The 25,695-nt window shown below is 33.6% G+C and carries 17 protein-coding genes and 1 other RNA gene; 8 read left to right on the forward strand and 10 right to left on the reverse strand.

Going from position 1 to position 25,695, the window contains the following annotated elements; all coding sequences use genetic code 11:
* Positions 1 to 117: 117 nt before the first annotated feature.
* From BMY96_RS06155 to BMY96_RS06175, 5 genes are all read left to right on the forward strand, one after another.
* Positions 118 to 4,515, forward strand: a complete 4,398-nt coding sequence (locus BMY96_RS06155; protein ID WP_092850423.1) for a translocation/assembly module TamB domain-containing protein — start codon at positions 118 to 120, stop codon at positions 4,513 to 4,515.
* A 141-nt stretch (positions 4,516 to 4,656) separates the two neighbouring features.
* Positions 4,657 to 5,643, forward strand: coding sequence for a 6-phosphofructokinase (gene pfkA / locus BMY96_RS06160; RefSeq protein WP_092850426.1), 987 nt, complete (start codon positions 4,657 to 4,659; stop codon positions 5,641 to 5,643).
* 17 nt (positions 5,644 to 5,660) lie between these two features.
* Positions 5,661 to 6,668 carry a type I glyceraldehyde-3-phosphate dehydrogenase gene (gap, locus tag BMY96_RS06165; protein WP_092850431.1) on the forward strand — a complete coding sequence of 336 codons (1,008 nt, stop codon included), beginning with the start codon at positions 5,661 to 5,663 and terminating at the stop codon, positions 6,666 to 6,668.
* 151 nt (positions 6,669 to 6,819) lie between these two features.
* Positions 6,820 to 7,680 (forward strand): N-acetylglucosamine kinase, encoded by an 861-nt coding sequence (locus BMY96_RS06170; protein ID WP_092850434.1) that lies wholly within the window; start codon positions 6,820 to 6,822, stop codon positions 7,678 to 7,680.
* An 11-nt stretch (positions 7,681 to 7,691) separates the two neighbouring features.
* Positions 7,692 to 8,912 (forward strand): ATP-binding cassette domain-containing protein, encoded by a 1,221-nt coding sequence (locus BMY96_RS06175; protein ID WP_092850436.1) that lies wholly within the window; start codon positions 7,692 to 7,694, stop codon positions 8,910 to 8,912.
* 373 nt (positions 8,913 to 9,285) lie between these two features.
* Here the strand turns inward: BMY96_RS06175 and BMY96_RS06180 are convergent, their stop codons facing one another.
* On the reverse strand, positions 9,286 to 10,338 hold the full coding sequence (locus BMY96_RS06180; RefSeq protein ID WP_092850438.1) for a glutaminyl-peptide cyclotransferase: 1,053 nt from the start codon (positions 10,336 to 10,338) through the stop codon (positions 9,286 to 9,288).
* Positions 10,339 to 10,426: 88 nt separating this feature from the next.
* Here BMY96_RS06180 and ffs point away from each other — a divergent pair.
* Positions 10,427 to 10,525: signal recognition particle sRNA small type (gene ffs, locus BMY96_RS06185), an RNA gene on the forward strand.
* A 126-nt stretch (positions 10,526 to 10,651) separates the two neighbouring features.
* Entirely contained in the window at positions 10,652 to 11,455 is an 804-nt protein-coding gene (locus tag BMY96_RS06190; protein WP_092850440.1) for an SDR family oxidoreductase, read from the forward strand.
* A 213-nt stretch (positions 11,456 to 11,668) separates the two neighbouring features.
* Here the strand turns inward: BMY96_RS06190 and BMY96_RS06195 are convergent, their stop codons facing one another.
* Positions 11,669 to 13,090, reverse strand: a complete 1,422-nt coding sequence (locus BMY96_RS06195) for a TlpA family protein disulfide reductase (protein WP_092850442.1) — start codon at positions 13,088 to 13,090, stop codon at positions 11,669 to 11,671.
* A gap of 176 nt (positions 13,091 to 13,266) precedes the next feature.
* On the opposite strand from BMY96_RS06195, the gene BMY96_RS06200 reads away from it, so the two are divergent.
* Positions 13,267 to 14,892: an ABC-F family ATP-binding cassette domain-containing protein gene (locus BMY96_RS06200; protein WP_092850445.1), complete on the forward strand. Its 1,626-nt coding sequence runs from the start codon at positions 13,267 to 13,269 to the stop codon at positions 14,890 to 14,892.
* A 289-nt stretch (positions 14,893 to 15,181) separates the two neighbouring features.
* Here BMY96_RS06200 and BMY96_RS06205 read toward each other — a convergent pair whose 3' ends face one another.
* The 8 genes from BMY96_RS06205 to BMY96_RS06240 all read right to left on the reverse strand — a co-directional run bounded on the left by BMY96_RS06205 (position 15,182) and on the right by BMY96_RS06240 (position 25,685).
* Positions 15,182 to 15,418: a hypothetical protein gene (locus BMY96_RS06205; RefSeq protein WP_092850447.1), complete on the reverse strand. Its 237-nt coding sequence runs from the start codon at positions 15,416 to 15,418 to the stop codon at positions 15,182 to 15,184.
* A 248-nt stretch (positions 15,419 to 15,666) separates the two neighbouring features.
* Positions 15,667 to 15,906, reverse strand: coding sequence for a putative signal transducing protein (locus tag BMY96_RS06210; protein WP_092850449.1), 240 nt, complete (start codon positions 15,904 to 15,906; stop codon positions 15,667 to 15,669).
* A gap of 140 nt (positions 15,907 to 16,046) precedes the next feature.
* Positions 16,047 to 18,473, reverse strand: coding sequence for a phenylalanine--tRNA ligase subunit beta (pheT, locus tag BMY96_RS06215; protein ID WP_092850451.1), 2,427 nt, complete (start codon positions 18,471 to 18,473; stop codon positions 16,047 to 16,049).
* Positions 18,474 to 18,744: 271 nt separating this feature from the next.
* Complete coding sequence (locus BMY96_RS06220; RefSeq protein WP_092850454.1) at positions 18,745 to 19,062, reverse strand: type II toxin-antitoxin system RelE/ParE family toxin; 318 nt, start codon at positions 19,060 to 19,062, stop codon at positions 18,745 to 18,747.
* Positions 19,062 to 19,295: a hypothetical protein gene (locus BMY96_RS06225; RefSeq protein WP_092850458.1), complete on the reverse strand. Its 234-nt coding sequence runs from the start codon at positions 19,293 to 19,295 to the stop codon at positions 19,062 to 19,064. Before BMY96_RS06225 ends, BMY96_RS06220 begins: the two co-directional genes overlap by 1 nt.
* 200 nt (positions 19,296 to 19,495) lie before the next feature.
* Entirely contained in the window at positions 19,496 to 19,966 is a 471-nt protein-coding gene (locus BMY96_RS06230) for a hypothetical protein (RefSeq protein ID WP_092850461.1), read from the reverse strand.
* Between the two features lie 306 nt (positions 19,967 to 20,272).
* Positions 20,273 to 22,684, reverse strand: coding sequence for an alpha-ketoacid dehydrogenase subunit alpha/beta (locus BMY96_RS06235; protein WP_092850464.1), 2,412 nt, complete (start codon positions 22,682 to 22,684; stop codon positions 20,273 to 20,275).
* A gap of 169 nt (positions 22,685 to 22,853) precedes the next feature.
* Complete coding sequence (locus tag BMY96_RS06240) at positions 22,854 to 25,685, reverse strand: gluzincin family metallopeptidase (protein ID WP_092850468.1); 2,832 nt, start codon at positions 25,683 to 25,685, stop codon at positions 22,854 to 22,856.
* Positions 25,686 to 25,695: the final 10 nt, after the last annotated feature.

Below are 25,695 nucleotides of genomic sequence, written 5' to 3' on the forward strand. Positions count from 1 at the left end.
TCTTTGTGCATCCATACGTTCGTATATGCAAAAGTAGTTTATTCTTAATAAAGTTATAACTTAAAGGACATCAAAAAATTTCTAAAAATACTTTTAAAATTAGCAGGTATTTTGCTAATGTTATTCATCATATTGGTGTTGGTGCTTTCTATTCCCTATATTCAAACAAGGTTAGGTAAGTATGCTACTAAGCGTTTAAACGACGATTTTAAAACCAATATCAATATAGATAAGGTGAGTTTGCAATTTAATGGCGATATAGAAATTAAAGATATTTACATTGAAGACTACAAAAAAGACACACTAATAAGCATTACAGAATTAAATACATCTATTTTAAGCTTCAGAAATTTATACCAAGGCAATCTAGTTTTTGGTGATATTGATATTGAAAACTTGCTCTTTAACATTAAAACCTATAAAGATGAGGAGCAAACTAACTTGGATGTTTTTGTAGATAGATTTGAAAGTGATAACCCAAGAACGGGTAAAAGCAACTTTTTGCTATCCTCAAGCGATGTTTCCATTTACAACAGTGTTTTTATGCTGTCCGATGAAAACAAAGAAACCACCAAAGTGCTCCATTTTGAAGACTTAAATATTAACGCCACTAACTTTTTAATTAATGGAAGCGATGTGAGCGCACGTATAAATACTTTAGCTTTTAAGGATAGTAGAGGTGTAGAGGTTAAAAATATGATGACGGATTTCGCATACACCTTAACCGATATGACCTTTGCAAACCTGCAGATAAAAACACCAAACTCGATACTAAAAGGCGATTTAAAGTTTTTGTATGCGCGAGAGGATTTACAATATTTTGTTGATAAAGTAAAGGTTGAAGCAAGTTTTAAAGACTCTAAGGTTTTGTTGGATGAGCTTAACACGTTTTATAACGAGTTTGGCGCCAACCAATCGGCAACATTTAGTACCGATGTTACAGGAACTTTAAACGATTTATACACCAGCAATTTAAGGTTAAATACAAACTCTAAAACTAGAGTTTATGGCGATATTAATTTTAAAAACCTATTTAATAAAGAGGATCATAATTTTTATATGAATGGGAATTTTAGCAACCTATCATCTACATACAAAGATTTAAAAGCGCTATTACCAAATGTTTTGGGCGAAGCTATACCATCTTCTTTCGATCGTTTGGGATATTTTACGGTTAGAGGAAATTCTCAAATTACATCATCAAAAGTATTAGCCGATATAGAAATTGATACCGAATTAGGTTTTGTAGATTCTAACCTAGAAATTACAAAAATTAACGATATTGATAATGCCGATTACAAAGGCCAGATTATTTTCGAGCAATTCCATTTTGGAGTGTTTTTAGACGATCCAAACTTCGGGAAAGGTTCTTTGGATTTTGATGTTAACGGAAAAGGGTTTACTGCCGAAAAGGTAGATACACAAGTTAAAGGAGAGGTTTTCGAACTCCTTTATAATCAATACAATTACAACAATATTAAAGTTGCGGGAAATTTACAGAACAAAATTTTTGATGGAAATTTAAATGTTAGCGATAAAAACTTAAAATTAAATTTTACAGGATTAGTAGATTTTTCTGAAACCGTAAAAAAATACGATTTCGAGGCTATTGTAGATCATGCCAATTTAAACGCGCTTAACTTTGTTAAAAAAGATAGCATCTCTATTTTTAGAAGTCGTGTTAAAATGAATATGAATAGTAGTAGTTTTGATGATGCTGTTGGTAAAATAGCCTTTACCAAAACGAGATACGAAAACGAAAACGATACCTATTTTTTCGATAAGTTTGATATTTCGTCAAGGTTTGAAGACGATACGCGATACGTAGAGTTTATCTCTCCAGATATTATTGAAGGCGAATTAAAAGGTCATTTCTTTTTAAAGGACCTAAAAAAGCTATTCGAAAATTCTATTGGTCATATTTACACCAATTACATTCCGCACGAGGTAGATACCAATCAAAGTATCGATTTTAACTTCAAAATTTACAATAAAATTGTCGAAGTTATTTATCCGGAATTAGAGCTTGCCAAAAACACGTTTATTAGAGGGCGTGTAGAAAGCGAGGAGGAAAATTTTAAGCTCACTTTTAAATCGCCTAAAATTAAATACTTAAAAAACTTTGCTAATAATATCGAGTTGCAAGTCGATAATAGCAACCCCTTATTTAACACCTACGTAGAGATTGATAGTTTAAGTACTAATTACTACAGCATATCTAAATTTAACCTAATTAATGTAACGGTAAGCGATACGCTGTTTATGCGATCGGAGTTTTCTGGAGGAAACCGAAATAAAGATAACTTCAACTTAAGTTTTTACCATACTATAAATGAAGCTAACGAGTCGGTAATTGGTTTTAAACAGTCCGATATAACTATAAAGGATTACAAGTGGTTTATAAACGAAGATCAAGATAAATTTCATAAAATAACATTCGATAAAAAACTATCTAGGTTCGATATCGATAAGTTTAGGGTTAACCATAATAACGAGGAAATTAAGTTTTCTGGTTTTGTTCGCGATTCTACTCAAAAGGATATAAAACTAAATTTTACTAATGTAGATTTAGCTAAAATAACGCCCGATATAGATAGTTTATCCTTGGCAGGAAATGTTAATGGTAAGTTAGATATTTTACAGCAAAACGGTAGCTACCTACCAAATTCTACTATTGTAATAGACGATTTAAAGGTTAACGATTTCTTATTAGGCTCTTTTGATGCTACTATAAAAGGAAACGAGTCGCTTACCAATTATAATGTAGATGCTACTATTAAAAACGATATTACACGCTCGTTTGCAGCAAAAGGAGATATTTCGGTTTCTGGAAAACAATCGGCTATTAATGTAGTATTAGATTTTAATGCCTTTAACTTATCGCCTTTAAATCCGTTGTTAGATGGCGTATTGTCAAATATTAGGGGCGAAGCCAATGGTAGCGTAAATGTTATTGGCGATTTAAAGAAACCCGATTTTAATGGCGATTTAATAGTTAAAAACGGTGGTCTAGGTGTGCCTTATTTAAATGTGGATTACGATTTTAATACCAATGCTTCGGTAACGTTAAAAAATCAAAGTTTTGTGTTTAATAGAATCATGTTAACCGATACCAAACACAAATCTAAAGGCTTTTTAGATGGTTCAATAAGTCATGCTAATTTTGGTAAATGGAATTTAGGTTTAGATATTACAACACCTAGATTGTTAATTTTAGATACTAAAGAAACCGAGGAGTCTTTATATTACGGTACCGGGTTTATTGGCGGTCGTGCTAGTATTTATGGTCCTACCGAGCAATTGGTAATTAGTGTAATAGGCGAAACTAAAAAAGGAACTGTATTTAAAATTCCACTGAACGATTCAGAATCATTTGGAGACAACTCATATATTCATTTTATAACAAAAGATGAAAAAGAAGCTCGTAAAATGGGAGAAGAGGTAATTTATGAAGAAATAAAAGGACTAGAGCTCGATTTCGAATTAGATGTTACCCAAGATGCCGAAGTAGAAATTATTATCGACAAAGAAACGGGGCACTCTTTAAAAGGACGTGGAGTTGGAGGTATTCTGGTAGAAATAAACACCAATGGAAAATTTGATATGTGGGGGGATTTTGCTGTATTCGAAGGGGTTTACAATTTTGCTTACGGTGGTATAATTCAAAAGCAATTTATAGTACAACCCGGTGGTACTATTGCCTGGAATGGCGATCCGCTTAAAAACACCACTATCGATATGTTGGCTATTTATAAAACCCAAGCAAATCCTTCGCCATTACTAGATAATCCTATTAATAGAAGTATTCCGGTAGAGTTAAACATTGCCATTACTGGCGATATCGAGCAACCTGTACCAGAATTTAGTTTTGAGTTTCCTAATGTAACATCAACCATAAAATCTGAGCTTAATTACCGGTTAGAATCTAAAGATGAGCGCGATACACAAGCCTTATTCTTAGTGTCTACAGGCTCGTTTTCAAGCGGTTTAAACGCATTAAATGCCTCTGGAACTATAGCCGAACGATTAAATGGTATTTTAAACAGTATCTTTTCATCGGAAGACGGTAAGGTTAACGTAGGTTTAAATTACGAAGCCGGACAAAACAGACCAGATTATCAAACCGACGATAGGTTTGGTGTTACACTACAAACCCAAATTAGCGATCGTGTGCTTATAAATGGTAAAGTGGGGGTTCCTGTTGGTGGAGCAACCAGTACTGTGGTAGCGGGCGATGTAGAAATCGATTTCCTTTTAAATGAAGAAGGTACCCTTACCGCCAATGTATTTAATAGAGAAAATAGCATCCAGAATTTTGGAGAAGATATTGGTTATACCCAAGGCATAGGATTATCCTATAATGTCGATTTCGATACCTTTAAGGAATTGATTCAAAAGCTATTTAAAAAATCTAAAGAAGATGAGAATCCTAGTTTAGAAATTCAAGAGGAAACTACCGAAGAAAATCCATTACCAGAATACATTTCCATTCAACCATCTGCCAAAAAAGAGTAGTTTTTAAGGTTGGTTTCGTAAATCTTTAGTTTTTTTTATCAACTAAAACGTTATAGTTTTTAAACTGTTGTTAATTTACTGTAATTGCTATAGATATGTGCATTTTGTTTAGTAATTTTACTTTATTAAAATTGATAATTAATGCCAAAAACAATAAAAAAAATAGCAGTTTTAACCTCTGGAGGGGATTCGCCAGGGATGAACGCAGCAATACGTTCGGTTGTTAGATCATGCGCCTATCATAACATAGAATGTGTTGGAGTTTACCGTGGTTACGAAGGATTAATTGAAGGTGATTTTAAACAGATGGATGCCCGTAGTGTAAAAGGTATTATTAATAAAGGAGGAACCATTCTTAAGTCGGCTAGATCTAAAGAATTTAGAACCGAAGAAGGTCGTAAAAAAGCATTTCAAAACTTAGTTGATGCCGAAGTAGATGCATTGGTTGTAGTAGGAGGTGATGGTTCGTTTACAGGAGCGCTTATATTTAATCAAGAGTTTGGTTTCCCAGTAATGGGTATTCCTGGAACTATTGATAACGATATTTTTGGAACCTCACATACCTTAGGATTCGACACCGCATTAAATACTGTAGTAGAAGCTATCGATAAAATTAGAGATACTGCCAGTTCGCACAACCGTTTATTCTTTATAGAAGTAATGGGGCGCGATGTGGGGCATATTGCATTAAATGCAGGTATTGCTGGTGGAGCCGAAGAAATTCTTATTCCTGAAGAAGATTTAGGATTAGATAGATTAGTAGACTCTTTAAATAGAAGTAGAAAATCTGGAAAATCATCAAGCATCGTTATAGTTGCCGAAGGTGATAAAATAGGTAAGAATATTTTCGAATTAAAAGATTACGTTGACGAAAACATGGAAGGTTACGATGTAAGAGTATCCGTTCTGGGGCACATGCAACGTGGTGGTGCACCATCTTGTTTCGATAGAGTTCTTGCTAGTAGAATGGGTGTAAAAGCCGTAGAGTCGTTATTAAACGGACAAACCAATTATATGGTTGGTTTATTAGACGGAAAAATGGAACTTACACCATTAGATAATGCCATTAAAGGAAAAACTAAAATAAACTTAGAATTATTGCGTGTCTCAGATATCATGAGCACTTAACATTTATAAACACGATTATGTCAAAATTAAAAATTGGAATTAACGGATTTGGTAGAATAGGTAGAATTGCTTTTAGAGTAGCAGCTTCTAGATCAAATGATATCGAAGTAGTAGGAATTAATGATTTATTAGATGTAGATCACTTAGCTTACTTATTAAAATACGATTCTGTTCACGGTCAGTTTGATGGAACTATCGAAACTAAAGATGGTAACTTAATAGTAAACGGAAACACAATTAGAGTTACTGCAGAGCGTAACCCAGAAGATTTAAAATGGGATGCTATTGGAGCAGAAGTTGTTTTAGATTGTACTGGTATCTTCACAACTTTAGAAGGTGCACAAAAGCACATTACTGCTGGGGCTAAAAAAGTGGCTATTTCTGCACCATCTGCAGATGCACCAATGTTTGTAATGGGTGTAAACCACAAAGAAATTACAGCTGCTGATACTATCGTATCTAACGCATCTTGTACTACTAACTGTTTAGCGCCATTAGCTAAAGTAATTCACGATAAATTTGGTATTGCTGAAGGTTTAATGACAACGGTTCACGCGGCTACGGCTACACAATCAACTGTTGATGGTGTGTCTAGAAAAGATTACCGTTTAGGTCGTGCATCTTTAAACAATATTGTACCGGCTTCAACTGGAGCGGCTAAAGCTGTTGGTAAAGTAATTCCTTCTTTAAATGGAATATTAACGGGTATGGCTTTCAGAATCCCTACTGTTGATGTATCTGTTGTAGATTTAACGTGTCGTTTAGAAAAACCAGCACCATGGGCTGAAATTAAAGCGGCTTTAAAAGAAGCTTCTGAAGGTGAATTAGCTGGTGTTTTAGGATATACTGAAGAAGGTGTTGTATCTCAAGATTTCGTATCAGAGCCAAAAACAAGTACTTTTGATGCTAACGCAAGTATGGCATTAAATGATGGTTTTGTAAAATTAGTGTCTTGGTATGATAACGAGTTTGGTTATTCAACTAAATTAATTGATTTAGCTCAACATATCGGGGCTTTAAAATAATTTATTTATATATTTCCACAGTATTACCCTTTAGGGTAATGCTGTGGATTTTTTTATACCATAAACTTAAAATTGTAATCCATTTACAAACAAACCTTTGTTATTAATTATAATTTCAAAGCGCTCTATTTTCTTTTAAAAATTAAAACTTATGATTCTAATTATTGATAGTGGTTCTACAAAATCCGATTGGTTAGCTGTAGATAGTGATGGTAATAAATTAATGGATAAAATCCGTACTAAAGGATTAAATCCAGCCATTTTAAACGAAAAAAAGCTTCAGAAAAGAATCTTAAAAAGTAAAGACTTAAAAGCGAATAAAGACAAGGTAACACACGTTTTTTTCTACGGTGCTGGTTGCGGTACAGATAATGCCAAACAACTATTAAGTACAGTATTAAAAGATATTTTTAGTAATGCACATGTTGAAGTTAACGAAGATACTTTAGCTGCCGTTTACTCTACTATTAACACGCCAACCGAGGCTGCTGTAGTTTGTATTTTAGGTACAGGATCCAACTGCAGTTATTACGATGGCGAAATTTTACACCAACGTGTTATATCGCTTGGTTATACCTTAATGGACGATGCTTCTGGTAATTACTACGGTAAGCAATTAATTAGAGATTACTACTATAATCACATGCCAGAAAATGTAAGGATAGCTTTTGGAGCTAAATTTAACATGGAGCCCGATTTTATAAAATACAACCTATACAAGCAACCAAGTCCTAATGCATACTTAGCAAACTTTGCAGAGTTTATGTTTTTACACAAAGACTCAGAGTACACTATTAACCTAATTAAACAAGGTATTAGAGCTTTCGTTACTAATATGATTATGCAGTATAAGGATGAGCTTAAAAACGTACCTGTGCATTTTGCAGGATCTATTGCATTTTTTGCTCAAAAAGAAATTAAAGAAGTGGCAGTAGAAATGGGCTTTACCGTAGGCAACTTTATTCGTAGACCAATTGATGGTTTAGTGCCGTTTCACACCAAAAACTTATAGGGTTATAGCGTGTGCCACAACATAAGGCCTTTTACATATCCAATACAGCACGTAAGCCAGAGCTTATAAAAGCCATAACAACAGGCCAGTGGTTTAGTGATTTAAACCATTTAAAAGGCGCTGTATTTTCGGAGTTTACAATAAATGCGTTTATAGAGCAAGAACTGCGTCATGGACAGTACGATGTAAAAACGGCAAACAAAAACAGCCTTAACAATTCATCCGAAGGAGAGCGCAAACGCGCTTTACTTAATCATATTCTAGAATCTAAACCCGATTATATAGTTTTAGATAATGTTTTCGATTGTTTAGATGTAGCAGCACAATCTAGAATTAAAAACACACTTAGTAATTTAAGTAACGAGGTTATCATTATCCAGCTTTCTACCAGAAAGCGCGATATTTTGGAGTTTATAGACAGCGTTTATGTTATAGAAGATGGCGAGCCAAAATTATATGTGCCAACCGCAGAAGCGACGCAAAAAAACTTCACGCAACAATTACCACAACCTTACCAAACCCAAAGGGAAACGTTTAACCCGTTAATACAACTTAATAAGGTATCGGTTAGTTATGGCGAACGCCCCATACTAAACAACATCTCTTGGCAAATTAACCACGGCGAGTTTTGGCAACTTATTGGGCCTAACGGTTCGGGGAAGAGCACCATACTGTCGTTAATATCTGGCGATAACCCCAAAGGCTATATGGTAGATATGCGGTTATTTGGCATAAAAAAGGGGAGTGGCGAAACCGTTTGGGATATTAAAAAAAATATAGGCTTTTATACCTCCGAGATGCTACGCGGTTTTAAACGCAGAGACACCATTGAAAGCATGATAGTTTCTGGTTTTTTAGACTCTGTAGGGCTTTACAAGCGCCCAACCGATACGCAAATTAATATAGCGCACCAATGGTTAAGCCTGTTAAACATGCTGCACATAAAAGATAAAAGCTTCCAGTTTTTATCCAATGGCCATAAGCGCTTAGTGTTAATAGCTAGAGCCATGGTTAAACACCCACCTTTACTTATTTTAGACGAACCTACTAACGGTTTAGACGATGCCGATGCCAAACTATTCTCAGAGTTGGTAAACAAAATAGCCCAAGAAAGCGAAACTGCTATTATTTACGTATCGCACAGAAAAGAAGAATTTATTATACCAGATTTTGTTTTTAAACTTACCCCGCATGCAACGGGTTCTGTGGGTCAATATTTACTAGGTGGATAGTTTTGATATTAATCTAATTCGTAAAATTACAACTACTAATTAAGCGTAGTACAAGATATTATCATTTCTTACAGAAAAGTATAACTAAACGAGTTATATTAATCATTAAAGTCTAGATTATAAATACTATAATGGTAATACTCTATTTTCTAGTATTAAATATAATTGTAATGAAACTAAGTAGATTTGAAAGTAGAAAACGGGTTTTAAGCTATAATTAAAATAATAGAGTAACAGGCGTAATAGAACAAAATTATGACGGTAATAATTTTGTAAATAAAAAACAGATTATTATTTATCTATATTGCTAATGGAAATCCAACAGAAGATATTTATCAAAATTGGTAAGGCACTCAAAACGTAAACATATATTTTATTTAATATATGTTATTTGTTTCTCCAAAATCTTAACCTCAAATAGTTTATCCCAACGTTTTCCTGTAACAAAAATGGTTTTTGTTTTTGGGTTATAAGCAATACCGTTTAAAACATCTAAACCGGCATGTTGGGTAACTAATTTTTTTAATGGTTTAAAATCTACAACGCCAATTACAGCTCCATTTTTAGGGTTAATAATGGCTACACCATCTTTTTGGTAACGGTTGGCATATATTTTACCATCTATCCATTCCATTTCATTTATACCAACAATTTTTCCTTTGTTAGTATACACTTGTATGTATTCTTGTTCTGCTAAAGTTTCAGAATTTAATAACCATATTTTTTCGGTACCATCACTTTTATAAATAGTGTTGTTATAATTACATAAACCCCAACCTTCTTTACTATTACCATACTTAAAGCTGCTTAGTTTTTCAAAGGTATTTACATCGTAAACAAAGCCAGTGCCTTTTTGCCATGTTAATTGGTATACTTTATTGTTTAAAATGGTTAAGCCTTCACCAAAATACTCATCGGCTAAATCAATGTTTTTAATAACGTTTCCTGTTTTGTAGTCTAGCTTTCTAAGTTTCGATTCTTTATGCTGCCCTGTACTTTCATAAAGGGTGTCGTTATGAAACTCTAAACCTTGGGTGTAAGAAGTAATATCGTGCGGATATTCATTAATTATTTTATACGTATACACTTTTGGTAATTCGCTATTTAAAATGGTAACTGCCGATGTGGTTGTTTGTTTTTCGCCTTCAACATAAACCGTAGCTTCAATGCTGTGTTTTCCTAGTTTAAAATCTTTTAAATCTGAATTTTCATTAATTCGTTTACCATCTAAATAATAAGTAACCGAGTCGATAGTTAGCGCTTTTTTGTTCTCAAGAGACAATTTTAGGGTGCTATTATTGGCAATATTTCCTTTTTCGGCATTAGTTTTTATGGAAAAATCACTTTTTTTCTGACCAGAATTAGATCCGCAACCAATTAAAATTGCGCCTAAAAATATGATAGTGAGATATTTGAATGTTTTCATTTTCGATATATAATTTATAGCAAGATATTTATTTAAAATCGGTTTAAAAAATCATTGGGAAAATTTTAAAAGTTTGTATCTTTGCAACCGGCAAGTCCTACACAACCAGCTCCTGTTGAATCCTCCAGGTCGGGAACGAAGCAAAGGTAAATGGTCGTAGCGGTGTGATGTAGGTAGCTTGCCTTTTTTTATGCAATAAACTCAAATCTTGAAAGCTTAGGCGAATCAGGATTTTTTAGTTTTATAAACATTCTTGCAAGGGTTGAACCTTATGAGTATTATTGTATTTTTAAAGCATTAAATAACGTTTTTTATGTCTAAAGTGGTATTAATAACTGGTGGTTCTTCTGGTATTGGAAAATCTATAGGTGAATTTTTAATTGGTAAAGATTTTATAGTATATGGCACCAGTAGAAGCCCAGAGAAGTATAAGGACAGTAAATTTCCTATTTTGGCACTTGATGTTAAAGAGAATTTAACCATTTCTGAAACCGTGCGTACTATTATTGAAAAGGAAGGCAAATTAGACATTGTTATTAATAATGCTGGTGCAGGAATAACGGGACCTATTGAGGAAACGCCCGATGAAGAGATAAAGAATAATTTTGATACTAATTTTTTCGGACCAATACGCGTTATAAAAGCAGTGTTACCGCAAATGCGTAAGCAAAACTCGGGGTTAATTATTAATGTTACCTCTATTGCGGGTTATATGGGTTTACCATATCGTGGTGTTTACAGTGCTAGTAAAGGTGCTTTAGAGCTTTTAACCGAGGCTTTCAGGATGGAAATAAAAGACTTTAATATAAAAATGACCAATGTAGCGCCAGGTGATTTTGCTACCAATATAGCCGCTGGAAGATATCATGCACCACTACTTGAAAACTCGCCCTACAAAAAACCTTACGGAGATACTTTAAACTTAATGAATACGCATGTTGATAATGGCAGCGATCCTGATATTATGGCTAAAGCTATTTATAAAATTATTAATAATCCCAACCTAAAAGTCCATTACAAAGTAGGGGAGTTTTTGCAGAAATTTTCTATTGTACTAAAACGTATTTTACCAGACACCGTTTACGAGAAAATGCTAATGAACCATTATAAACTGTAACTTTAAGCAAAACCTTAAGTTGGCAGGTGGTTTAGCCCTGATAGTAGCGGCATCCTTTTTTGTGTTTCTATATTTTTGTTAAATAGACTTAATTATGTTAGTAAACTTAACTGTATTAAATGTAGAAAATATTTAATACAAAAAAGATATAGCGGATAGCAGGAATAGCTTCAAATTATTATTATTAAAATTGAGGTGAAATAGGGTAATGTATTACCTATTAATTAAGCCAAGTAATTGTTCTTCAAAATTAACAGAGAACATATTGGTATTGCTGTTTACAATTTTATTGTTTTTATCTACCAATATGGTTTTGGTCATTGGGTAAATAGCTAAAACATTCGATGCTACTTCTGGGTTTTTAAACAGGTATTCGTTAGGACTATAAAATCCATTTCCTTTAAGAAGGTTTTTAGACTTTTCTATGTTTTTCCCGTCCATATTTATGGAAATAAAATTAATCTCGGGATATTTAACCTTTAACTCTTTTATTTTATAGTGACTTTCCTTAAAATGATCGAAATATTTAAAAGACCAAAAGCATAATACCGTTGGCGCATATACTTTTGCGTTAAGTCTATATTCACTATCGTCGTATCCAAAAATTTTAATATTAGGTAATTTATCGCCGTTCTTAAGGTTGTTAACAGAGCTTGTAAAGCGCAGCATGCGCTCTTTTCCTTTTTCGCTTTTACTTATGCTTAGGTAGGTTTTTAGTAACTCTTTATTATACTCTATGTTTTTACTTTTAGCTAAGTAGCCAATGGTAAAATGGTAAAGTAAATCGTCTTTAACTTCTGGGTTTATAATTAAACTGTCAATTAGTTTAAGCCTGTCTAAATTAAAGCATAAAGACTTTTTATCGAAACAAGCATTCTTTTCGTGGTCGTCGTGCGTTTTAAGGGATAAGTTACTTAAGTTATAGCGCAAAAACTTATTATAACCATGGTGGTTAGTTAAAAAGGAATCGTTGTAATTAATTTCTTTTCGGTAGTTATAAAAATTTTTAGGTAAAGATTTTAAAAGTGCTGCTTTGTTTTCGCCAACATGTACAAAAGGATACACCTCTTTACTTAAGTAATATTTATAATCAATATTGGCATGGGCAATTTTTAAAAATAAATCCGACGGGTCATTTTTTTCAACAAAACGGTTTAAACGTTCTGCTTTAAAGTCTTTTAAAGAGTCCGCTTTCTTTTGGAAATCTTCGCCATTAAGCTGGCAAATTTTAATGATATATTTTTCTTCCTTTTCGTTTTCAATATATTCATTAATAAAATAATTATTTTTATCGTCGCCTTTACCACTGTATACAAGCGACTCATCAAAATCTAAAGTATTAAGTCTAAACAATAAGCTGTCTTCGGGCTCTAGCAAAACTAATTGATATTCGCCTCCATGCCTAAAGGTATAAATCCCTTTGTTTAAATTATCAATTTTATAAAGAAATCTATTCTTACCGTCTAAATAAACCGTATCTAAAATAGTCTCGTCTTTAGACAATACAATATAGTTAGTATTGGGGTTAATAATCTCGCCACCCAAGTACGCAATATTCAATGCGGGTTCCTCGTTGTTTTTTTTACAACTAAATAGTGTAACGGAAATAAATAAAATAGTAAAGTAAAACTTCATAGAACGCTCAAGCGAATTTGTAATAGCAAAAATATAGCTTGAAACGCTAAACTCCTGTTAATGCGTTGTTAAATATTTAGTAAACAAAATGTCCTAAAACGGCCTAAAATTTGGGTTACTATGTTTCGTCTTACCAATGTAATTTTCTACTTTTGCAAAAAATTAAATAGTACTATATGTTATCAGTATCAAATCTTTCAGTTCAATTCGGTAAACGTGTTCTTTTCGACGAAGTAAATACCACATTTAATAATGGTAATTGCTACGGAATTATTGGCGCCAACGGATCTGGAAAATCTACGTTTTTAAAGATTATATCGGGTAAACTAGAGCCAACTTCTGGTCATGTTTCTTTAGAGTCTGGAAAACGTATGTCGGTTTTAGAACAAAATCACAATTTGTATGATGAGCATACCGTATTAGAAACTATTTTAATGGGTAACAAACCCTTATTTAAAATTAAAACAGAAATTGATGCATTATATGCAGATTATTCTGATGAGAACGCCGAAAAAATAGGTGAGCTTCAAGTTAAGTTTGAAGAAATGGATGGTTGGAATGCCGATAGTAATGCCGCTGCCATGTTATCTAACTTAGGGATAAAAGAAGAGTTTCACCATACCTTAATGGCCGATTTAGATGGTAAACAAAAAGTACGTGTGTTATTAGCACAAGCCTTGTTTGGTAATCCAGATGTTTTAATTATGGATGAGCCTACCAACGATTTGGATTACGAAACCATTTCATGGTTAGAAAACTTTTTAGCTAATTATGATAACTGTGTAATTGTAGTATCGCACGATAGACACTTTTTAGATGCCGTTTGTACACATATTTCAGATATCGATTTCGGAAAAATAAACCACTATTCTGGTAACTATACCTTCTGGTACGAGTCTTCGCAATTAGCAGCAAGACAACATGCACAACAGAATAAAAAAGCCGAAGAAAAGAAAAAAGAATTAGAAGAATTTATTCGTCGTTTCTCTGCCAACGTTGCAAAAAGTAAACAAGCAACAAGTAGAAAGAAAATGATCGAAAAACTTAATATAGGCGATATTAGACGAACAAGCCGACGTTACCCAGCCATTATTTTCGAGCGCGAAAGAGAAGCCGGCGATCAAATATTAAATATCGAAGGTTTAAGCGCTTCTACAGATGGCGAAGTGCTATTTAAAGATATAGACTTAAACCTGGCAAAAGGCGATAAGGTAGTGGTATTTTCTAGAGACTCCAGAGCCACAACAGCTTTTTACCAAATTTTAAATAATAAAGAACAAGCAGATTCTGGTAAATTTATGTGGGGTGTAACTACCACACAATCGTATTTACCACTAGATAACGACGAGTTTTTTAATAACGACCTAACCTTAATAGATTGGTTACGCCAATACGCAACCACCGAAGAAGAGCGCGAAGAAGTAAACATTCGTGGTTTCCTAGGGAAAATGATTTTTAGTGGCGAAGAAGCCTTTAAAAAATCGTCTGTATTATCTGGAGGAGAAAAAGTAAGATGTATGCTATCTAGAATGATGATGATGAGAGCAAACGTATTACAACTAGACGAGCCAACAAACCACTTAGATTTAGAGAGTATCACAGCATTTAATAACTCGCTTAAAAACTTTAAAGGCACCATATTGTTCACCACGCACGATCATGAGTTTGCACAAACTGTGGGTAATAGGGTAGTAGAGTTAACACCAAATGGCGTTATAGACCGTTATACCACGTTCGATGAGTACATGCAAGACAAAAAAATAAAAGAGTTACGTAACAAAATGTACGGCGCAACCGAATAAGCTAACACAAAATTAATTAGGGCGTTACCCATAAAGGGTCGGGCTTTCCGCTACAAGTTCTCGCACTTCCTAGCGTCAGGCTGTGGGCTTTTCACTGCAATCCCTAACGCGGGTAAATCTGGGAGCTAGTTTTAAAACGGTAGGTAACAGGTGTATTTATAAAGGAGTTTACAGTAATTAAATCGCAAACAATTAATAATACAAGACGTGTGTAATACCTAAATCTTAATTAAAGGATTTACGTGCATGTATTTTAGTTTGAACAAAATTTTAAACAGATTAGTTTAAATTAATACTCTAACTCTAATTCCGATAAGAAATTTTCAAAAACAGGTTTTGCTCTTTCAAGTTCATCCTCAAGCACATGTATATGTAATATGCAGTTAAAAGGAGATCCCATACCACCCAATCTAGCATATTCAGATTCATCTTTAACTATGGCCGAAATATTTAAGTTTTGTAACTCTTTAAAAATACGTTGTATATCAATAAAATAGCCTGAAAATACTTTTATGTAGTTTAACATGGTAAATTCTGTATAATGTTTTTAGTATATACGTACCACTAATAGAGTTTAGATGTTCTAATTACAAAATATTGGTAATACTAAATAACATTTTTTATACCCATCATATTAATACTTTTGTAGGTTTAAGCTTTTAATTAGTTTAAATATTACGGCAAATACAAAAAGCTTAAATAAAAAAGTCAAGGAGGTACAAATGTACCATCGTTTATAAAGCTCTTGTAACATTTAAGAATGTAATGAAATGGCTAATCCAGCTCAAATTCCGAAGTCGAAGTCGAACTTTCAATAATAGGTTTAGCCCGTTCTAGTTCATCCTTATGCACATGGATTTCTTGTAAACCTTGAATGGACGATCCAAAACCAGCTAATCTTCCAGATTCAGATTCATCTTTAATAATAGCGCAAATATTTACTTCTTCAAGTAATTTAAACATGCGTTGCACTTCAATAAAATTTCCAGAAAATACTTTTATGTAGTTAGACATATCTTAAAAATTAAAAGGTTACTTTTTAAATATACAACATTTTTAACGTAAAAACCTGTTAATTAAATAATAATTAACAGGTTTTTTTAATAATAATTAGTTGTTATATTTAGTTATGTAGCCACAAGCAAGCGGCTATATTATCTTAATTCTGCACCTAACTGATTTTCAAAATTACTTTGTAATTTTTTCATAATCTTATCAATTTGCTTGTCGTTAAGCGTTTTGTTTTCATCTTGTAGCGTAAAACTAACCGCGTAACTCTTTTTACCTTTAGGTAAGTTTTTACCTTGGTAAACATCAAATAAGTTAACAGCAGTAAGCAATTGCTTTTCGGTTTGCTTAGCTATTTTGTAAATAGACTCAAAAGTAACATTATCGTCTAGCAATAATGCGAAATCGCGACGTACTCCAGGATATTTAGAAATAGCTTTAAACTTAATCTTGTTATGCTTAACTAAATCTAAAATGCTATCCCATTTAAAATCGGCATAAATAACCTCTTGCGCAATATCAAAATGCTTTAAAATTGGTTTTTTTATTAAACCAAATTCTACCAATACATTTTTACCAAGACCAAAGGTTAAACCTTCGGTAAATAAATCACTTTTAATAGGCGATTCGTTAAACCTAGAAATCCCTAAACGTTCTAAAATAGCAATTATATAACCTTTCATTAAAAAGAAATCGCTCTTTTTACTCGTGTCTGTCCAGTTTTCTGAATTTTTATCTCCCGTTAAAAATACCGATAAATGCTTGTATTCCTCACGTTTATCACCATAACCATGGTAGGTTTTTCCAAATTCGAACAATCTTAAATCACCACGTCTTCTATTAATGTTAAACGAAACCGCTTCTAATCCAGAAAACAATAAAGATTGTCTCATTACAGACAAGTCGTTACTTAAAGGATTTAGTATAGTAATATTGTGTTCTTCCTTTAATTGCTCGCTTAAAGCCACGTAATTTGGTGTGGTAAGCGAGTTGGAAAGGATTTCAAAAAAGCCTTGCGATGCTAATTGGTTTCCAACAATATTCTGAATTTTATAATCTTCAAAACGCGACGTTGTAGAAATAGATGCGTTAAGTTTTTCGGTAGTTTTAATATTATTATACCCGTAAACTCTTAAAATTTCTTCAATAACATCGGCTTCTCTTTCAACATCGTTTCTATACGCAGGTACGGTTAAACCTAAACCAGCTTCGGTAACATTATTTACTTTAATGTCTAACGAGCTTAATATTTGTTTTATGGTTTCTTTTGGTATTTCTTCTCCAATTAATTTTTCGGTATTTTCAAAGCTTAAACGCACTTCGAAATCCTTAATTTTTTTAGGGTAGAAATCTAAAATATCGCTAGTAATTTCACCGCCTGCAATTTCTTGAATAAGTAATGCTGCACGTTTTAAAGCGTACTCGCAGGTATTTGGGTCTATACCACGCTCAAATCTAAAAGAAGCATCGGTATTTAAACCATGACGTTTAGCTGTTTTTCTTACGCTTACTGGGTTAAAATAAGCACTTTCTAAGAAAATACTTGTAGTATGCTCGGTAACTCCAGAATCTAAACCTCCAAAAACACCAGCAATACACATGGGTTTATCGCCATTGCAAATCATTAAATCATCTTCGTGCAATGTGCGCTCTACACCATCTAAAGTCACAAATTTAGTACCGGCAGGTAAGGTTTTAACCTCTATTTTATTTTCAGAAATTTTAGCAGCATCAAAAGCATGCAATGGTTGGCCTAAATCGTGTAACACATAATTAGTAGCATCTACAACATTATTTAAAGGCATTAAACCAATAGCTTTTAAGCGGTGTTGTAACCAAGCAGGAGATTCGGCTACTTTAATACCAGAAATAGAAACGCCACAATAACGTGGTGCTAATTCTTTATCCACCACTTCAATATCCATTTTTAAAGTACGGTTCTCCACATGAAACGCACTAATGGAAGGTGTAATTAACTCCAGGTTAATATCCTTTTGCATCAATCCCGCTTTTAAATCGCGAGCCGTTCCTAAATGGCTCATGGCATCGGCGCGGTTAGGTGTTAATCCAATTTCGAAAACTTGGTCGTTTTCAATGTCAAAAAGATCGGCAACTAAAGTGCCTACTTTAATATCGTTATCTAAAACTAGAATACCGTCGTGCGATTTTCCCAGGCCTAATTCATCTTCAGCGCAAATCATACCATGGCTTTCTTCGCCACGAATTTTACCTTTTTTAATGGTCCACGATTCGCCTTCTGCGGTATATAAAACTGTACCAATAGTAGCAACAGGTACTTTTTGTCCTGCATCTACATTAGGTGCGCCACATACAATTTGTAAAGGTGCATCTGTACCAACATCAACCGTGGTAATTTTTAGTTTGTCGGCATTTGGATGTTTAACACAAGTTAAAACCTCGCCAACAACAACACCTTCTAATCCTCCTTTTACGGATTGATAGGTTTCAATACCTTCAACTTCAAGTCCTAAATCTGTAAGTAGTTCGCTAGTTTGTTCTGGTGTCCAATCTGTTTTTAAAAATTGTTTTAACCAGTTGTATGAAATCTTCATAAATCAATGTCCTATTTAAGCGTGCAAAGATAAAATATTGAAGTCAGCATTCAAACAAAGGATGGCATTTTGTTAATATGTTAATTTGGGGTTGGGTTTGTGGGGTTTGGGGACGGAAGTTGAACAGTTTGGTTTATCGTGTTTGTGTACGATTACGTCGCGTGGTTTGAGCACCTAATGCAGTAAATAAAAACCGAAAATAAAACCCGTGAGGGCTTTTGTTAGTAGGCTAGAATTAGCAATAAATTATAAATGATGTTGGAAACTGGCTTTATTTTGTTCGTTTTATTTTTGGCGGATTTTGTCGTGTATCAAAAACATCAGCTATTTTAATAAATCCGTTTTCTTTATCCACAGAGTATATCAATTTATAATTTTTAAATACTAAATATCTATAACGAATTTCTCTCTGTTTTAGTAATTCTTCTTCTTGTCCAATTAAAGGTGTTTTTATCAACTTTTTTGGCTCATTGATAATTCCTTTCACAATTTTTTTGGCTATTCTTGTACTAGCTTCCTTTTTATAATAGTCGTAGATTTCGTCAAGTTGAGTTTCAGCAAATTCAGACCAAAGAATTTTCAATGTCATTATTCATATTTTGCCAAAAGTTCAGAACTGCTTTTAAATCGATTGTTTTGGAAATCAGATTCCGATTGGTCAATTCTTTTATTCAGCTCCTCTTGAGTCATAGGTTCGGATAATCGCTCGTTTGAAGCGTTTTTTTCCATTCTCAAAATTTTTTCGAGACGTGAAACCGCTTCTTCGCTTTGAAGTTTTAAAAATTCTTGTACAAATTCTATTTTTCGAGCTTCTAAATTCATTTTATTGAGCTTTTTATCAAAGATACAAAATTATCAATTTAATGATCTAAATTTCTTTAATTGAGGAATTTCACAGCTTGTTGTCAACGGTTTTACGTTTATAAAATCGTTCTCATGCTTAATAGTCGACGATAAATTAGTTTAGTCAAAAATGATTATAATAAAGGTTTACTTTATCTTTTTGAAGAGTTTTCAACAATCTATAACTCCTCCAGCATCAAGTTAAAATCGTACTGTAAATCTTCGTGCAGTTTAGTAATACTTTTTTTGGCTAGAAGTATTTGGCGGTTGTACATGTTTTGTAGTTGTGTACTACGTTTTATGCTAGGTTTAAAGTCTTTAAGTTTTTGGCAGAAATAGAGTAGGAGTTCTACTTCGGTTTCCTTTTTTTGTGAGTAACGTATAAACTTTTTAACGTTACGGAGTATTTTGCGTGCGCTTTTTCTAATATAAAAATAGCTGTTGGTATTAATCAGTTCGAATTCCTCGTCCATATAGCCTTTAACGGTTTGTATGTAGCCACTTTCGTTGTGCGACTCGAAGAGTAAATAGGTAAGGAGCTCTTTGTTTTCTTTTTTAAATCGGGCTAAACGCAAGCATAGTTCTTGGGTTTCTTTGTGTGAAAGTGTATTGAGTTCTTTCTTTATTTCTGGTAATGGTACAGCTTTCATTTATAAAAGTCGATTTATTATGACCTAAGTGGTTTGTTGTTAAATACCGATAATGTATTATGTTTTAGAGACCTGCGAGGTTTTTAAAACCTTGTAGGTCTTTTTACCTGATGTTATAAATATAAAAAAAGGATTGTAAGTACAATGGTTTGCGGGTGTTAAATAAATAATTGTTTTGTACTTAAGTTAGCGGATACCTGCGCTAGGGATAGCAATGGAAAGCCCACAGCCCGACGTAGGAGGTGCGAGGACTTGTAGTGTATAGCCCGACCCTTGTGGTGGCGCACAAATTGTTTAAATAACGTGTTACCTTAGTTTAGGGAAATTACTTGGGTTAAGCTCGTGCATAACATCGTAAATACCTTCAAAAATATCTTCGGCAGATGGTTTTGAGAAGTAATCGCCATCGTTACCATAAGCTGGCCTGTGTGACTTGGCTGTAATGGTTTTTGGCGAACTATCTAGATATTGAAATGCGTTTTGCTCGTTTAGAATTTTATCTAAAATATAGGCCGATGCGCCTCCAGGAACATCTTCGTCTATAATAACCACGCGATTTGTTTTTGCGATACTTTTTACGATGTCGTGGTTTAAATCGAAAGGCATTAGAGATTGTACATCTATAACTTCGGCATCGATACCTATAGCCAATAAATCTTTGGCTGTTTGCTCTACAATGCGTAATGTGGAACCGTAGGATACTAGGGTGATATCTGTACCTTCTTTTACGGTTTCGACAACGCCAATAGGGGTTTTAAGTGTGCCAAGGTTGTTTGGCATTTTTTCTTTAAGTCTGTAGCCATTTAAACATTCTACCACAATTGCAGGATCGTCGCCTAGCAATAAGGTGTTGTAAAAACCGGCTGCTTTAGTCATGTTTCTAGGTACCAATAAATTTACACCTTTTACTAAACTAAGTATACCGCCCATTTGCGAACCAGAATGCCAGATACCTTCTAGACGGTGCCCGCGGGTTCTTATTATTAAAGGTGCTTTTTGCTTGCCTTTTGTACGGTAATGCACGGTAGCTAAATCGTCGCTAATTATTTGTAAGGCGTATAAAATGTAATCGAGATATTGAATTTCGGCTATTGGACGTAAGCCACGTAGCGCCATACCTATACCTTGACCTATAATGGTGGCTTCCCGAATTCCAGAATCGGCTACTCGAAGTTCGCCGTATTTTTCTTGTAAGCCTTCTAGACCTTGGTTTACATCGCCAATGTTACCGGTATCTTCTCCAAAAACTAATACTTCGGGATGGGTAGCAAAAATGGCGTCGAAATTATCGCGAAGAATAATTCTGCCATCTACTTGTTCGGCATCGTCGTTATATGTGGCCTTTATTTCTTTAATACGTGTATTTCTACCTTGCGTTTCGGAGTATAAATGCGAACTGAATTTAGGTTGTACCTGCTCGAAAATAGAATCTATCCAATTACGAAGCGTTTTCTTTTCTGGAAACGTTTCTTCTACCGTAAAGCGTAATGCCTTGCGTGCATGAGAAAGGATGTCTTTTCGTGTTGGCTCGTTAATATTTGCTAAACTTTCTTTTAGTTTAGATATAAATACGCCGTTAATGCTATTGGCTGCAACTTGTTTTAATATAGACAGTAATTCTTGTTGTTCCTTTTTTATGGGTCTTAAGAAGGTGTTCCACGCCGATTTTTTGGCTTCTCGAACATCTCGTTTTGCTGCTCTTTCAATTTCTATAAGCGCTTCGTTTGTAGCGATACCGCTTTCTAGAATCCATTCGCGGAATTTAACATTACAATCGTTTTTAGCTTCCCACTCTAAGCGTTCGGCATTTTTGTAACGCTCATGAGAACCCGAAGTAGAGTGCCCTTGCGGTTGTGTTAATTCTTGTACGTGAATTAAAACGGGTACGTGCTCTTCTCGTGCTATGGCAGATGCTTCTTGATAGGTTTCTATTAAGTTGGCATAATCCCAACCTTTTACACGAAGTATGTCGTAGCCATTACTATCTTTATCTCTTTGGAATCCTTTTAGGATTTCCGATATGTTTTCTTTGGTGGTTTGGTGTTTGGCATGTACAGATATACCATAATCATCGTCCCAAACACTAATTACCATAGGCACTTGTAAAACGCCTGCAGCATTTATGGTTTCGAAAAATAAACCTTCGCTAGTACTTGCGTTACCAATGGTTCCCCAAGCGACTTCGTTTCCATTTTTAGAAAATTTTGAGGCGTTTATGCCTTTAACATTTCTGAATATTTTTGAGGCTTGAGCTAACCCTAATAAACGTGGCATTTGTCCTGCAGTAGGAGAGATGTCGGCACTAGAATTATATTGTGCTGTTAAGTCTTTCCAGCTACCGTTGTTATTAAGACTGTGGGTAACAAAATGCCCACCCATTTGGCGGCCAGCAGACATAGGTTCTAGCTCGATATTGGTGTTGGCGTATAAACCTGCAAAAAACTGTTCTGGTGTTAATTCGCCAATAGCCATCATAAAGGTTTGGTCTCTATAATAACCAGATCTCCAATCGCCTTTTTTAAAGGCTTTAGCCATGGCAAGTTGCGGTACTTCTTTACCATCTCCAAAAATACCAAATTTTGCTTTTCCGGTTAATACCTCTCTTCGTCCAAGCAAACTGCATTCGCGACTTATCATAGCAGTACGATAGTCGTTTATGACTTCTGCTTTAAAATCATCGAAAGATAAATTGTTTTCCAAGTTGGTTAAGGGTTGCATAGGTTCATGCTTTTAGTTTTGCGAAAGTAGTTAAAATTGACCTTTTTTGCAATTAATTCCCTTGTTAAAATAATGATAAATTTTTAAAAATGTAATATTTAAAGGCTTTTCTGTTGATGATTATTGATAGATAGGAGGGTTTTATTGATTATTCAATAAATAAAATGAATTAAAACCATTTCCTTCTAAACAAGCCTAAGAGGGCTTGTGGGTCGGCTGTAAACTTTATACGTATTTTTTGATCGTAACGTGGCTGACCTATTTCCCAACCCAAATTTGAATATACTGGCAGGTAAACCTCAAAGTAATCGGTAACTAAATTAATTCGAATACCAGAGTCGTAAACAAAATTAGCGGCGTTAAATTTATTTTTTACTAAACCTATATCGCCGTAAGCTAGGATGTAATTCCATAGCGTTGTACTAGCATTTAATGTTGTGATCCATTGGTTAGCGAATGGTGTGGTTAATTTAGATTTAAATCCACCCTCGGCTTCTATGTATTGCTGACTAAAAATACCGGTGTCTTCAGATCGTCCTAAGTAATTATAATCGAAAAGATAATCGGTTGGACGATCTAATGCAAAACTGAAATAATTAGACCCTAAGTCGCTATTATTTGATAGGAAGGCTCCTGCAAACGCTCTAACATTTAGCTGTCTGTTGCTTTCAAAAAGGCGTCTAAACTCGTAGTTAAAAGAGACTTTACTAAACTTATCGGCAATTTGAAAATCGGTATTCCACTTACTAAAATTAATAAGGTTATCGTTAGAATTTACGTATCTAATATTAAAAACACTGTAATTAGGCTCGTTGGAAGAATCTGGGTTATTGAGTTCTTGATCTCTATTAATGTTTACGTGTCTTACATTTAGCAACTGCCTTTTATTGGACCTAAAATCGTTGTTTTCTCTAAATAGAAATTGTACCGAAGGTGTAATTTGTCTAACAAATAAATCTTCACCATAAGAGCTATATCCTGCGGCAATTCCATAATGAATGGAGTATAAATTTTTGTTTTGAATATAATGGGTTTTAAAAGCCGAAGCAGAACCTGTTAGCGATCGAGATTTAAACGAATATCTTGGTGCAATTTTATAATTGAATAATTTTCTTAATACGGTTTTATTGTAAATTTTGGCACCAGCGGTGAAACCATCATAAATATTATTATACTCTACAATGGGCATAAAAAAGACTTGATTGTAGTAGGGGTCTTCTACATCTTGAAATAACCTAAATTGCAAAGGTTTGTTGTTAAAAAAGAAACCCTTTAAAGATTTCCAGTTGTCTCTTAAGTTAAATTCAGGAATGGTGTTATTGTAGTTTAAAACTAACTTATTGGCGTCTTCTCTTGGTATGGTAATGGTTTTACTACCTTTTATGTTTTCTACCCAGCGTTTGGCAATTACACTATCGTTATACAAGCTATATAATGAAATAGGCATGCTATTATCGCCTTTATTTTTAATGGTTAAGGTAATAGAGTCTTCGGTCTTTTTTAATTTACTTATTTTGAAATCTATTTTTTTTCTAGTGCTTAAATAATCATCAAAAAACCAATTAATATCTTTTTTGGTTTTTGATTTTATATAGCTTTCAAAATCTTTTACGGAGGTTTGTTTAAGTTTATTTTCTTTAACAAAAGTTTCAATACTATGCTCTACAATATCTTGGTTTACAAAATCGTCTAGATATTTTAGTCCTACACCGGCTTTGTATTTATTGGCTATGTTTTTGTTGAATTTTAATAACGAGTCTTTAGCCATGGTTAATGGTTGGTCTCGATTTGTACGTGCCATAAGCATATAAGATAACACGTATTTATCATTAAAACTCATATCGGCAGCATGAAAGGATCTTACACCCCAAAAATTAGCTATGCTACCAAGGAATTTCATGTTAGGGTAGTGCCTGTCTACATAATTCATTAAATAATAAATTTGAATACCATCTATTAACCATTGTTCCTTTCTAGGATTTAATAGTAAGGTGTTTTCTAAATAATTATGTAAGGCAATTTTTAAATACTTGAGCTCGTATTGAAAATGATTAGGGTATGTTTTAATAAAACTAGGTAGAAAATTTAAGCCATAAATAGGATCTTTATCATAATCGATTTGAGAAAGAAGAAGCTTTTTATGTGGATATTCACCAAAGATTTCGAAGAGAAAGGTTTTTACCTTTTCATTGATTAAAACCTTTTCTACAATATCAAGATCTTCGTCATGAATGTTTGAAATTATTGATAATTCGCCATCTTGTAAGGTTTTAAATTCTGAACCTTTAGTTAAAAACAATCGGTTGTTGTTTCTGTTTGCTCCTTTAAGTGTAATGATTTGTTTTGTAGGTAGTTGTTGTGTGTTACTTACATCTAAATCTGAAGTTATGGCATAGCCATTTGGGTATTCTATTTCTAGATTTACCTCTGAAATTGGGATGTATAAATCGTCTAAATTTTTATTGCTATAGTATTGCCATTCTCCATTAAAAACGGCAGGTGTAATGTACCAATATCTTAGGTTTATATCGCCGCTATCTGTAACACCGTAGCTAGTAAATTTAGCATTTGGGATTTTAACGGTATACTCTAAATCTAAAGTATAGGTATCATTGGCTTTTAGAGGTTCGTTAAGCGCAACCTTAAGAATGTCTATTTGGTTTTTAAGTTGTTTAAACTCTACATCTTTACCATTTTGTTTCATGGAGGTAATAACAGAAAATCCTCGATCTTCGTTTTTGGCAAGATGAAAGTTATTATTGTATTCGTCTGCAATACGAATAGCTAAAGGTGTTTTTTTTGTAGAATAGCTACTATTCCAATCGTTAAGATAAATGGTATCTAATTGGACGTTAGTAGTGTTTTTATATTGAATGGATTGCGATATTTTTATTTGTTTATTTTCTATATCAAAAACAGCCTTAACATTGGTTTTGTTTTGAGCAAAACTGCTAAGACAGAAACACAGTAAAATAAAACAATTAAAAAATCTAAATTTCAAATTTAAAAAA

This window comes from Algibacter pectinivorans, from assembly GCF_900112595.1.
In the GTDB taxonomy this organism is placed as follows: Bacteria; Bacteroidota; Bacteroidia; order Flavobacteriales; family Flavobacteriaceae; genus Algibacter_B; species Algibacter_B pectinivorans.

What these genes read in the sequence shown, in the direction of transcription:
- BMY96_RS06155 (WP_092850423.1), top strand. Translation starts at nt 118, where the DNA reads ATGTTATTCATCATATTGGTGTTGGTGCTTTCTATTCCCTATATTCAA.
- pfkA (WP_092850426.1), top strand. Translation starts at nt 4,657, where the DNA reads ATGCCAAAAACAATAAAAAAAATAGCAGTTTTAACCTCTGGAGGGGAT.
- gap (WP_092850431.1), top strand. Translation starts at nt 5,661, where the DNA reads ATGTCAAAATTAAAAATTGGAATTAACGGATTTGGTAGAATAGGTAGA.
- BMY96_RS06170 (WP_092850434.1), top strand. Translation starts at nt 6,820, where the DNA reads ATGATTCTAATTATTGATAGTGGTTCTACAAAATCCGATTGGTTAGCT.
- BMY96_RS06180 (WP_092850438.1), bottom strand. Translation starts at nt 10,338, where the DNA reads ATGAAAACATTCAAATATCTCACTATCATATTTTTAGGCGCAATTTTA.
- BMY96_RS06190 (WP_092850440.1), top strand. Translation starts at nt 10,652, where the DNA reads ATGTCTAAAGTGGTATTAATAACTGGTGGTTCTTCTGGTATTGGAAAA.
- BMY96_RS06195 (WP_092850442.1), bottom strand. Translation starts at nt 13,090, where the DNA reads ATGAAGTTTTACTTTACTATTTTATTTATTTCCGTTACACTATTTAGT.
- BMY96_RS06200 (WP_092850445.1), top strand. Translation starts at nt 13,267, where the DNA reads ATGTTATCAGTATCAAATCTTTCAGTTCAATTCGGTAAACGTGTTCTT.
- BMY96_RS06205 (WP_092850447.1), bottom strand. Translation starts at nt 15,418, where the DNA reads ATGTTAAACTACATAAAAGTATTTTCAGGCTATTTTATTGATATACAA.
- BMY96_RS06210 (WP_092850449.1), bottom strand. Translation starts at nt 15,906, where the DNA reads ATGTCTAACTACATAAAAGTATTTTCTGGAAATTTTATTGAAGTGCAA.
- pheT (WP_092850451.1), bottom strand. Translation starts at nt 18,473, where the DNA reads ATGAAGATTTCATACAACTGGTTAAAACAATTTTTAAAAACAGATTGG.
- BMY96_RS06220 (WP_092850454.1), bottom strand. Translation starts at nt 19,062, where the DNA reads ATGACATTGAAAATTCTTTGGTCTGAATTTGCTGAAACTCAACTTGAC.
- BMY96_RS06225 (WP_092850458.1), bottom strand. Translation starts at nt 19,295, where the DNA reads ATGAATTTAGAAGCTCGAAAAATAGAATTTGTACAAGAATTTTTAAAA.
- BMY96_RS06230 (WP_092850461.1), bottom strand. Translation starts at nt 19,966, where the DNA reads ATGAAAGCTGTACCATTACCAGAAATAAAGAAAGAACTCAATACACTT.
- BMY96_RS06235 (WP_092850464.1), bottom strand. Translation starts at nt 22,684, where the DNA reads ATGCAACCCTTAACCAACTTGGAAAACAATTTATCTTTCGATGATTTT.